The following is a 10,393-nucleotide window of genomic DNA, read 5'->3' as shown; positions in this document are numbered from 1 at the left end:
CTTCAACAACTTCAACCACTTGCGCTTCAGATCTCTCATCAGCGGGAGGCGAATTCTACAGCGTTACACGCTGCTGTCAACACCTCTTTTTCAACTTCCTGATCACTTCGATAAACTGAAGCAACCCTCTGCCGAAACCTACATAACTCATTGTTTACCAAGGAGTTTTCCGTTTCGACTGCGCCGGAAGTGGGGCGAATTATAGACAGTTACAATTCGCCGTCAACACTTAATTACAGATTTATTCGGATTTGAGCGTGATGCGTGCAAACGCCTTCTTTCCAGCCTGGCAAACGTGGGTAGCGCCCAGCTCGTATATAAAGGTGCGATCAACAACCTCACCATCTATACGCACCCCGCCCGAACCCAACAGATCACGCGCAACCGCCGAGTTCTTCACCAAGCCCGCCTTATTAAGGACAGCAGCAATCGGCATTGCCTCTGCAGCAGTCAGCTCAACCTCCGGCAGATCATCCGGCAGTTCGCCATCCTTCATGCGATTGCCTGCCGCGCGATGAGCACTGGCCGCAGCCTCGTCACCATGGAAACGCGCAACAATCTCTTCCGCCAGCTTGATCTTCACGTCACGCGGATTGGCACCCGCCTCGACATCAGCGCGCAACGCATTGATCTCATCCATCGAGCGGAAGCTCAACAGTTCGAAGTAGCGCCACATCAACGCATCAGGAATCGAAACCAGCTTGCCGTACATAACACCCGGCGCTTCCTGGATACCCACATAGTTACCCAGCGACTTGGACATCTTCTTGACGCCATCCAACCCCTCCAGCAACGGCATGGTCAGGATGCACTGAGCTTCTTGCCCATACGCACGCTGCAGCTCACGCCCCATCAGCAGGTTGAACTTCTGATCGGTACCACCCAACTCAACGTCCGCACGCAGCGCCACCGAGTCATACCCCTGGACCAGCGGATAGAGGAACTCGTGAATAGCGATTGGCTGGTTGGTGGAGTAACGCTTGTCGAAGTCATCACGCTCAAGCATGCGCGCCACAGTGTACTGAGAGGTCAGGCGAATGAAATCCGCCGGCCCCATCTGATCCATCCAAGTGGAGTTGAACGCCACTTCCGTCTTGGCCGGATCAAGGATCTTGAACACCTGAGTCTTATAGGTCTCGGCATTGTCGAGCACTTGTTCGCGCGTCAGCGGCGGGCGCGTTGCGCTCTTGCCACTGGGATCACCGATCATCCCGGTGAAGTCACCTATAAGGAAGATGACCTGATGCCCCAGCTCCTGGAACTGGCGCAGCTTATTAATAAGCACGGTATGACCCAGGTGCAGGTCCGGCGCAGTCGGATCAAAGCCGGCTTTAATACGCAGGGGCTGGCCACGCTTGAGCTTTTCGATCAGCTCCGCTTCGACCAACAGTTCTTCCGCACCACGTTTTATCAGCGCTAGCTGCTCTTCAACCGACTTCATAACAGACCCGCAAGGCTCAGATTCAAAAGGGAACCAACCATACAAGATCAGGGACTAATTACAAGTTTTGCCCTGCGCACGGACACCGTTCAGCAAGCCCAGCGTTCGCGAGCTTGCGCCACAGATGATTTGGTTATATTTTATACAGTTATTTCATCTTCATCATGTCATTCATCTTTTCCATTTCATCTTCAAAGTCAAAATTACTTATGACCACTGAACCGTCTAAAGCGCCGCCGCTTTACCCGAAGACCCACCTGCTCGCCGCAAGTGGTATCGCCGCTCTTCTCAGCCTGGCACTCCTGGTATTCCCTTCCAGTGACGTAGAAGCCAAACGAACATCCCTGAGCCTTGACCTGGAAAGTCCAGTTGAACAACTGACACAAGATCAAGACGCTTCCGACGCGCAACAAGCCACAAATGCACCCACCGAATCACCGTTCGCCCAGATAGACGGCAGCCCTGAAGAGACCCAGCAAGCAGCCCAGGAGCAACCTGCGCCTGCTGCCAAGAACCCTCAGCATCGCGAAGTAATAGTGGCCAAGGGCGATACTCTTTCGACCCTGTTCGAGAAGGTCGGCCTACCGTCCGCAACGGTGAGTGAAGTACTGGCCAGCGATAAACAAGCCAAGCAGTTCACCCAGCTCAAGCACGGCCAGAAGCTTGAGTTCGAGCTGACGCCTGACGGCCAGTTGCACAACCTGCACAGCAACGTCAGCGACCTGGAAAGCATCACCCTGACCAAGGGCGCCAAAGGTTTCGCCTTCAACCGCATCACCACCAAGCCCGTGATGCGTTCCGCCTATTCCCACGGCGTGATCAACAGCTCCCTGTCGCAATCGGCCGCCCGCGCCGGCCTGTCCCACAGCATGACCATGGACATGGCCAGTGTGTTTGGCTACGACATCGACTTCGCCCAGGACATCCGCCAAGGCGACGAATTCGACGTGATCTACGAACAGAAGGTCGCCAATGGCAAAGTGGTCGGCACCGGCAACATCCTCTCCGCGCGCTTCACCAACCGCGGCAAGACCTACACAGCTGTGCGCTACACCAACAAACAAGGCAACAGCAGCTACTACACGGCTGATGGCAACAGCATGCGCAAGGCTTTCATCCGCACGCCCGTGGACTTCGCTCGCATTAGCTCGCGTTTCTCCATGGGCCGCAAGCACCCAATTCTGAACAAAATCCGCGCCCACAAAGGCGTCGACTACGCCGCCCCGCGCGGTACGCCGATAAAGGCTGCGGGTGACGGCAAAGTCCTGCTGGCCGGCCGCCGCGGTGGTTACGGCAACACCGTCATCATCCAGCACGGCAATACCTACCGCACCCTGTATGGCCACATGCAAGGTTTCGCCAAAGGCGTGCAGACAGGCGGCACCGTGAAGCAAGGCCAGGTGATCGGTTATATCGGCACCACCGGCCTGTCCACCGGCCCGCACTTGCACTATGAGTTCCAGGTCAACGGCGTACACGTCGACCCACTGGGCCAGAAGCTGCCGATGGCCGACCCGATCGCCAAGGCCGAACGCGCGCGCTTCATGCAACAGAGCCAGCCACTGATGGCACGCATGGACCAGGAGCGCTCCACCCTGCTGGCCTCGGCGAAGCGTTAAGGTATGTCGCTCTATATAGGTGTGATGTCCGGGACCAGCCTCGACGGCCTGGATATCGCCCTGATCAAACAGGACGGGGCGATCGAGCTGATCGCCACTCACTACATTCCCATGCCCGCCGCCCTGCGCACCGAGTTGCTCGGCCTATGCGCCAGTGGCCCGGATGAGATCGCCCGTTCGGCCATTGCCCAGCAACATTGGGTGACGCTCGCCGCCCAAGGCATTCACGCCCTGCTCGACCAGCAAAACCTCAAACCCCAGGATATTCGCGCGATTGGCAGCCACGGCCAGACCATCCGCCATGAGCCCGCTCGCGGCTTTACCGTACAGATCGGCAACCCTGCCCTGCTCACCGAGCTGACAGGCATCACCGTGGTCAGCGATTTCCGCAGCCGCGATGTCGCCGCCGGTGGCCAAGGCGCCCCGTTGGTTCCGGCCTTTCACGAAGCACTGTTTGGTGAGCGCACCGGCAATCGCGCGGTTTTGAACGTAGGAGGCTTCAGCAACCTCAGCCTGATCGAGACTGGCAAACCAGTAGCCGGTTTCGACTGCGGCCCAGGCAATGTGCTGCTGGATGCCTGGATTCATGAACAACGCGGCGAACACTTCGACCGTGATGGCCAATGGGCAGCCAGCGGCACTATCGCGCCCCAGCTACTCAGCGCCCTGCTCAGCGACCCCTTCTTCCTGACCAAGGGCCCAAAAAGTACCGGCCGCGAAGTGTTCAACCTGGGATGGCTGCAACAACACCTTGGCCGATTGCCCGTATTCGCGCACCAGGACGTCCAGGCCACCCTGCTGGAGTTGACCGCCCTGACCATCGTCGAGTCCCTGCAAAACGCCCAACCTCAGACCGAAACCCTGCTGGTCTGTGGCGGTGGCGCGCACAACTCGACATTAATGAATCGTCTGGCGACGCTACTACCCTCAACCCAGGTCAGCAGCACCGCAACCCATGGCGTAGACCCTGACTGGGTCGAAGCCATGGCCTTCGCCTGGCTGGCCCACTGCTGCCTCGAAGGCATCGCCGCCAACCGCCCCAGCGTGACCGGCGCGCGCGGGCTTCGTGTATTGGGCGCGATCTACCCCGCCTGAGCCCCAGACAGCAAAACGCCGCTTGGCCTATGAAAGCCAAGCGGCGTTTTTGTATCCGCTGTCGATCAGATCGAGAACGAAGACCCGCAACCACAAGTGGTGGTGGCGTTAGGGTTCTTGATCACGAAACGCGAACCTTCCAGACCTTCCTGGTAATCCACCTCGGCACCCGCCAAGTACTGGAAGCTCATCGGGTCCACGACCAGGCTCACGCCCTCGCGCTCGACGATGGTGTCGTCATCGGCCACATCTTCATCGAAGGTAAAACCGTACTGAAACCCTGAACAACCGCCGCCCGTAACAAATACGCGAAGCTTCAAGCGATCATTACCCTCTTCATCGACCAGGCTCTTCACCTTGTGCGCAGCACCGTGGGTGAATTGCAAAGCCGTGGGGGTGAAGGATTCAACGCTCATGCTGATAATCTCCCGGCGTACCGCCGCCATATGCGTAATGGCGGGCATTATCCGCTTCTCCTAGAAAAGCGGTCAACTATTGTTACGGTATATCAATCTGCGTGGCGGCCATTAAAAACGCAAAAGGCCCGATCAACGGGCCTTTTGTGCAACTACCTGAACGCCTTAAGGCAACATGCCCGCGTGGGACAAGCCCAGCTTCTCATCCAGGCCGAACAGGATGTTCATGTTCTGCACCGCCTGGCCCGACGCGCCCTTGACCAGGTTATCGATCACCGACAACACCACCACCAGGTCGCCGTCCTGTGGACGGTGCACGGCAATACGGCACACGTTGGCACCACGCACGCTACGGGTTTCCGGGTGGCTGCCCGCCGGCATCACATCGACGAACGGTTCGTTGGCATAACGCTTTTCAAACAGCGCCTGCAGGTCCACCGAGCGATCGACCACGGTGGCGTACAGCGTGGAGTGAATGCCACGGATCATCGGCGTCAGGTGCGGCACAAACGTCAGTCCTACATCCTTGCCGGCCGCGCGACGCAGCCCTTGGCGGATTTCCGGCAAGTGACGATGCCCTTTTACCGCATAGGCCTTCATGCTTTCCGACGTCTCGGAGTACAGCGAGCCTACCGCAGCACCACGACCGGCGCCGCTGACACCCGACTTGCAGTCAGCGATCAAACGCGATGCATCCGCCAGCCCGGCCTCCAGCAACGGCAGGAAGCCCAACTGCGTAGCGGTCGGATAGCAACCCGGCACCGCAATCAGGCGCGCTTGCTTGATCTGCTCACGATTGACTTCCGGCAGGCCGTACACCGCTTCTTCAAGCAGCTCCGGCGCGCCGTGAGGCTGGCCGTACCACTTGGCCCACTCATCGGCGTCTTGCAGACGGAAGTCCGCCGACAGGTCGATGACCTTGGTACCCGCCGCCAGCAGCTCACCGGCCAGCGCATGGGCAACCCCGTGCGGCGTGGCGAAGAACACCACATCGCAGGCGCCCAGGGTCTTGATGTCCGGCACACTGAACGCCAGGCCGTCATAGTGGCCTCGCAGGTTCGGGTACATATCGGCCACAGCCAGCCCGGCCTCGGATCGGGAAGTGATGACCACCACCTCAGCTTGCGGATGCTGTGCCAACAGACGCAGCAATTCGACACCGGTGTAACCCGTGCCGCCGACGATACCGACCTTGACCATAAACCTGCCCTCAACGAACCCACTGGAAAGCCGACGATAATAGGGGCCGTATCGTCCTGCGACAACCGTCAACGTGACGTACGGGCGCATGAGCCACTACTATCGCCCCTACCGTGAACCTGGGAATAACTAAAAATGCTTTATCTATGGGTCAAAGCCTTCCACATCATCAGCATCGTCTGCTGGTTTGCCGGGCTGTTCTACCTGCCGCGCCTGTTCGTCTACCACGCGCAGAGCGAAGACACCGTCAGCAAGGAACGCTTCAGCCTGATGGAGCGCAAGCTGTATCGCGGCATCATGGGCCCGGCGAGCGTGGCCACGCTGCTGTTTGGCGGCTGGCTGATCTACCTGAACCCGAGCATCTTTCACTCGGGCGGCTGGATCCACGCCAAGCTCACCCTGGTTGTACTGCTGATCGGCTACCACCACATGTGCGGCGCGCAGGTAAAACGCTTTGCCCGTGGCGAAAACACCCGCAGCCATGTCTTTTATCGCTGGTTCAATGAAGTCCCGGTTCTGCTATTGCTGGCTATCGTAATTTTGGTCGTGGTCAAACCGTTCTAACTTCAATCACACGGGGTAACTCCAATGTCGCTGCCCGCTTTGCTTGAACAACGTCTGCGCCTGCCGGTGGTGGTCGCGCCGATGTTTCTGATTTCCAATCCGCAACTGGTGCTGGCCTGCTGCCGCAATGGCGTCGTCGGGAGTTTCCCGGCGCTCAACCAGCGCGAAAGCAGTGGTTTCAAGGCCTGGCTGGAGGAAATCGAAGCGGGCCTGGCGCAGCTGGACAACCCCGCGCCCTACGCCGTGAACCTGATCGTGCACCACAGCAACCCACGGCTGGAGGCCGACCTGGCGATCTGCGTCGAGCACAAGGTACCGATCGTCATCACCAGCCTCGGCGCGGTGAAGGAACTGGTCGATGCCGTGCACAGTTACGGCGGCCTGGTCTTCCACGACGTGACCACCCGGCGCCATGCCGAGAAAGCCGCTGAAGCCGGCGTGGATGGCCTGATCGCCGTGGCCGCCGGCGCCGGTGGCCATGCCGGCACCTGGAGCCCGTTCGCGCTGATCGCCGAGATCCGCCAGTTCTTCGACAAAACCCTGCTGCTGGCCGGTTGCCTCAACCATGGGCACGAAGTCCTCGCGGCCCAGCTGCTGGGAGCTGACCTGGCCTATTTCGGCACGCGCTTTATCGGCACCACCGAAAGCCACGCCCCGGATGCCTATAAGGAGATGCTGCTCACATCGCGCGCCGCCGACATCGTGCACACTCCCGCAGTGTCCGGCGTGCCCGCCAGCTTTATGCGCCAGAGCCTGGAAAACGCCGGTTTCGACCTCGCCGCGCTGCAAGGCAAAGGTGACGTCAACTTCGGTTCCAAGCTCAAGCCATTAAGCGACGAAGCCAAGGCTTGGAAGACCGTCTGGTCGGCCGGCCAAGGCGTTGGCGAGATCGACGACCTGCCAGGCGTCGATGAACTCGTTGCGCGCCTGGATGCCGAATACCGCAAGGCGCGCGAACAGGCGGTACAATTGCGCTGGCCACGCTGACCCCACCGCAAGGCCTGCCGCTTGAGCAGGCCTGCATTACCTCCCCGATTAAGTGACAAGGAAGCCCGCATGAGCGACAACCGTTTCAAGATTGTGTTTGATGGAGCCTTGCTCCCGGGGGTCGAAAGCACCACTGCCAAACTGAACCTGGCCGAGCTGTTCAAAAGTGACGTCGAGGCGATCGAGAAGCTCTTTACCGGCCGCACGGTCGCGCTGAAACGCGATCTGTCCCGCCCAGATGCCGAAACCTACCTCAATGCGCTGAAAAACGCCGGAGTCGATGCCCGCATCGAAGCCGAGCAGCCCGTCGCATTCAGCCTTGCCGAAACCCATGAGACCGATTCAACCGCGCCTGGCGCATCCCCCTACGCACCGCCCCGTGCTGCCGTAGGTGATGACTTGCCCGAGTACGCCACCCTCAACGTGTTCACCCTCAACGGCCGTATTGGTCGCCTGCGCTACCTGGCGTGGATGCTGGTGATGAGCGTTGCGATGCTCTTTGCGGCCGGCATTATCATCACCGTGGGTGCCGCCATATCGGTCGCCTCGCCGTTGGTCGCCATGATTGTCGGCCCACTGCTGTGGCTCGCGCTGATCGTCGCGATGTTCTGGATCAGCATACTCATCAGCGTGCAACGCCTGCACGACCTGGGCTGGTCTGGGTGGTTGTACGCGCTGAACCTGGTGCCGATCGTCAACACCGTCTTCGCCATTCTGCTGCTGGTGCTTCCAGGCAACGCCGGCGCCAACCAGTACGGCGCGCCGCCACCGCGCAACTCGACCGCGGTAAAAGTCCTGGCCACCCTGTGGCTGGCGTTTATTCCCGTGATGCTTGCCATCATGGTCACGTTGAGCATGTACGGCTACCTCGACCAACTCGGCGCCAACATCGACAGCAGCTACGAAAGCAGCTCCATCACCTCCGATGCTGACACCGACCAGAGCGTGATCGTTGAGGAAGACGACGCGCAAAGTGCTGACGAAGCAGCTGAACCTGTAGACTCTCCAGAACAGTAAGAAACGCCCGCCGCCTGTGATGCCTCTGTCACAGGCTCGGCGGCGTTGCGATGGAGAAAGGCATGACCCGTTACGCTCTGATCACCGGTGCCTCCAGCGGCATCGGCCTGGCTTTGGCCGAAGCCCTGGCCCGCCGCGGCCGCAGCTTGATTCTGGTGGCCCGCCAGCGTGATCAGTTGGAAAGCATTGCACTCGAATTGACTCAACGTTTCGGCGTCGAGGTGCTGTTTCGTGCCTGCGACCTGGGTGAGCCGCTGCGTTTGTCCGGGTTTCTGCTGGAGCTTGAAGAAGGCGAGCGGCAGATCGACCTGCTGGTCAACTGCGCCGGTATCGGCACCAGCGGGCCGTTCCTGGCCCAGGACTGGATGACCGAGCAAGACCTGATCGAAGTCAACATCCTCGCCCTGACCCGCATGTGCCACGCCTTGGGCAACTCCATGGCGCTGCACGGTGGCGGGCAGATCCTCAACGTCGCCTCGGTGGCCGCCTTCCAACCTGGCCCGTGGATGAGCAGTTACTACGCCAGCAAGGCCTACGTGCTGCACTTCTCCGAAGGTTTGCGCGAAGAATTGAAAACCTGCGGCATCAAGGTCTCCGTGCTCTGCCCCGGACCGACACGCACCGCGTTCTTCGGCACCGCGCAAATGGACACCGCCAAGCTCGACCGCAGTGAAAAACTGATGAGCCCGGAAGAAGTGGCCCTGTTCACCGTGCGCGCCCTGGAAAAAAACCAAGCCATCATCATTCCCGGCCGCCGCAACCGCTGGCTCGCCTTCAGCCCGCGTTTCAGCCCGCGCTGGCTGACCCGCAAGATTGCCGGCGCGATCAACAAGGCCTATTGCCCGCGTTGATCGCCTGAGTACACTCACCCTGCCTACTCAAAATGGAGAAACAGCTGTGGATACTCTGTTCACCAAGATCATCAACCGGGAAATACCGGCGGACATCATCTACGAAGATGATCAAATCCTGGCCTTCAAGGACATCTACCCGGCAGCGCCCGTGCATTTCCTGGTCATCCCGAAGAAACACATCGCCACCCTCAATGACCTGACCGAAGAAGACAAAGCCCTGGCCGGCCATATCTTGTTCACCGCCCAGCGCCTGGCACTGGAGCTGGGTTGCGAAGAAGGTTTCCGCGTGGTGATGAACTGCAACCCGAAAGGCGGGCAGACCGTTTATCACATTCATATGCATGTGCTGGGTCAGCGCCAGATGAACTGGCCGCCGGGTTGATTCTTGCGGGGGGCCTGCGACTGCAGCGCAGTCCAGCGGGAGCAAGCTCCCTCGCCACAAAGGCAAATTGACTCAGCGCAAACGCTTCACCTTCTCTTGCGGTAAACTGGCCGCCGAGATTCTTCCCGGAGGTCAGCATGACTACCCAACGTCACTACTCGCCGATTGACCGTCTGTTGCTGCAAGCCGACATGGCCATGCGCACGCTGCTGCCGTTCAGCGGCCAGCCGTATCGCCCCTCGCCCGCCATCGTGCAGCCCGACGCGCAGATGAGCGAGACCGACACCCGCCACGTCGCCGGCCTGATGCGCATCAACCATACCGGCGAAGTCTGTGCCCAGGCGCTGTACCAGGGCCAGGCGCTGACGGCCAAGCTGCCGCAAGTGCGCGCAGCCATGGAACACGCCGCCGAGGAAGAAATCGACCACCTGGCCTGGTGCGAGCAACGCATTCGCCAACTCGGCAGCCATCCCAGCGTGCTCAACCCGCTGTTCTACGGTTTGTCGTTTGGTATCGGCGCCGCTGCCGGCCTGATCAGCGACAAGGTCAGCCTGGGGTTTGTCGCCGCGACTGAACATCAAGTGTGCAAACACCTGGACGAACACCTTGAGCAATTGCCAGCAGAGGACGAAAAGTCCCGCGCCATCCTTGAGCAAATGCGCATCGATGAAGAACACCACGCAGAAAGCGCGTTGGATGCAGGCGGTTTCCGCTTCCCGGCGCCGGTGCGGTTCGGCATGAGCCTGTTGGCCAAGGTCATGACCAAAAGTACGTACCGAATCTGACCCACAAAAAAAGGGCGCTTTCTAAAAGCGCCC

At 59.8% G+C, this 10,393-nt stretch carries 11 protein-coding genes; 8 read left to right on the top strand and 3 right to left on the bottom strand.

Annotated features, from left to right (window positions below; all coding sequences use genetic code 11):
• Positions 1-241: 241 nt before the first annotated feature.
• Entirely contained in the window at positions 242-1,441 is a 1,200-nt protein-coding gene (gene tyrS / locus ACU688_RS19660; RefSeq protein WP_448186022.1) for a tyrosine--tRNA ligase, read from the bottom strand.
• Positions 1,442-1,650: 209 nt separating this feature from the next.
• On the opposite strand from tyrS, the gene ACU688_RS19655 reads away from it, so the two are divergent.
• A complete protein-coding gene (locus tag ACU688_RS19655; RefSeq protein WP_448186021.1) occupies positions 1,651-3,060 on the top strand; it encodes a peptidoglycan DD-metalloendopeptidase family protein in 1,410 nt (469 codons plus the stop codon).
• 3 nt (positions 3,061-3,063) lie between these two features.
• Positions 3,064-4,155, top strand: a complete 1,092-nt coding sequence (locus tag ACU688_RS19650) for an anhydro-N-acetylmuramic acid kinase (protein WP_448186020.1) — start codon at positions 3,064-3,066, stop codon at positions 4,153-4,155.
• Positions 4,156-4,220: 65 nt separating this feature from the next.
• On the opposite strand, the gene erpA is transcribed toward ACU688_RS19650, so the two are convergent.
• Positions 4,221-4,571 carry an iron-sulfur cluster insertion protein ErpA gene (gene erpA, locus ACU688_RS19645; RefSeq protein WP_003176443.1) on the bottom strand — a complete coding sequence of 117 codons (351 nt, stop codon included), beginning with the start codon at positions 4,569-4,571 and terminating at the stop codon, positions 4,221-4,223.
• A 165-nt stretch (positions 4,572-4,736) separates the two neighbouring features.
• Entirely contained in the window at positions 4,737-5,771 is a 1,035-nt protein-coding gene (argC, locus tag ACU688_RS19640; protein WP_010206935.1) for an N-acetyl-gamma-glutamyl-phosphate reductase, read from the bottom strand.
• Positions 5,772-5,906: 135 nt separating this feature from the next.
• On the opposite strand from argC, the gene hemJ reads away from it, so the two are divergent.
• The 6 genes from hemJ to coq7 all read left to right on the top strand — a co-directional run bounded on the left by hemJ (position 5,907) and on the right by coq7 (position 10,360).
• Complete coding sequence (gene hemJ, locus ACU688_RS19635) at positions 5,907-6,335, top strand: protoporphyrinogen oxidase HemJ (RefSeq protein WP_448186019.1); 429 nt, start codon at positions 5,907-5,909, stop codon at positions 6,333-6,335.
• 24 nt (positions 6,336-6,359) lie between these two features.
• Positions 6,360-7,322, top strand: a complete 963-nt coding sequence (locus tag ACU688_RS19630) for an NAD(P)H-dependent flavin oxidoreductase (protein WP_448186018.1) — start codon at positions 6,360-6,362, stop codon at positions 7,320-7,322.
• Between the two features lie 69 nt (positions 7,323-7,391).
• Positions 7,392-8,339: a DUF805 domain-containing protein gene (locus ACU688_RS19625; protein ID WP_448186017.1), complete on the top strand. Its 948-nt coding sequence runs from the start codon at positions 7,392-7,394 to the stop codon at positions 8,337-8,339.
• A gap of 62 nt (positions 8,340-8,401) precedes the next feature.
• Positions 8,402-9,190, top strand: a complete 789-nt coding sequence (locus tag ACU688_RS19620; protein WP_448186016.1) for an SDR family NAD(P)-dependent oxidoreductase — start codon at positions 8,402-8,404, stop codon at positions 9,188-9,190.
• A gap of 46 nt (positions 9,191-9,236) precedes the next feature.
• Positions 9,237-9,575: a histidine triad nucleotide-binding protein gene (locus tag ACU688_RS19615; protein ID WP_448186015.1), complete on the top strand. Its 339-nt coding sequence runs from the start codon at positions 9,237-9,239 to the stop codon at positions 9,573-9,575.
• Positions 9,576-9,712: 137 nt separating this feature from the next.
• A complete protein-coding gene (gene coq7 / locus ACU688_RS19610) occupies positions 9,713-10,360 on the top strand; it encodes a 2-polyprenyl-3-methyl-6-methoxy-1,4-benzoquinone monooxygenase (RefSeq protein WP_017739622.1) in 648 nt (215 codons plus the stop codon).
• Positions 10,361-10,393: the final 33 nt, after the last annotated feature.

The sequence above is a fragment of the Pseudomonas acericola (SeqCode) genome (genome assembly GCF_053456465.1).
Note: the sequence above shows the minus strand (reverse complement) of the source record. Positions and strands in the feature narration are given on the sequence as shown.

Coding starts and splice junctions, on each gene's coding strand:
- ACU688_RS19655 (WP_448186021.1), top strand. CDS start 1,651: ATGACCACTGAACCGTCTAAAGCGCCGCCGCTTTACCCGAAGACCCAC.
- ACU688_RS19650 (WP_448186020.1), top strand. CDS start 3,064: ATGTCGCTCTATATAGGTGTGATGTCCGGGACCAGCCTCGACGGCCTG.
- ACU688_RS19630 (WP_448186018.1), top strand. CDS start 6,360: ATGTCGCTGCCCGCTTTGCTTGAACAACGTCTGCGCCTGCCGGTGGTG.
- hemJ (WP_448186019.1), top strand. CDS start 5,907: ATGCTTTATCTATGGGTCAAAGCCTTCCACATCATCAGCATCGTCTGC.
- ACU688_RS19620 (WP_448186016.1), top strand. CDS start 8,402: ATGACCCGTTACGCTCTGATCACCGGTGCCTCCAGCGGCATCGGCCTG.
- coq7 (WP_017739622.1), top strand. CDS start 9,713: ATGACTACCCAACGTCACTACTCGCCGATTGACCGTCTGTTGCTGCAA.
- erpA (WP_003176443.1), bottom strand. CDS start 4,571: ATGAGCGTTGAATCCTTCACCCCCACGGCTTTGCAATTCACCCACGGT.
- ACU688_RS19625 (WP_448186017.1), top strand. CDS start 7,392: ATGAGCGACAACCGTTTCAAGATTGTGTTTGATGGAGCCTTGCTCCCG.
- tyrS (WP_448186022.1), bottom strand. CDS start 1,441: ATGAAGTCGGTTGAAGAGCAGCTAGCGCTGATAAAACGTGGTGCGGAA.
- argC (WP_010206935.1), bottom strand. CDS start 5,771: ATGGTCAAGGTCGGTATCGTCGGCGGCACGGGTTACACCGGTGTCGAA.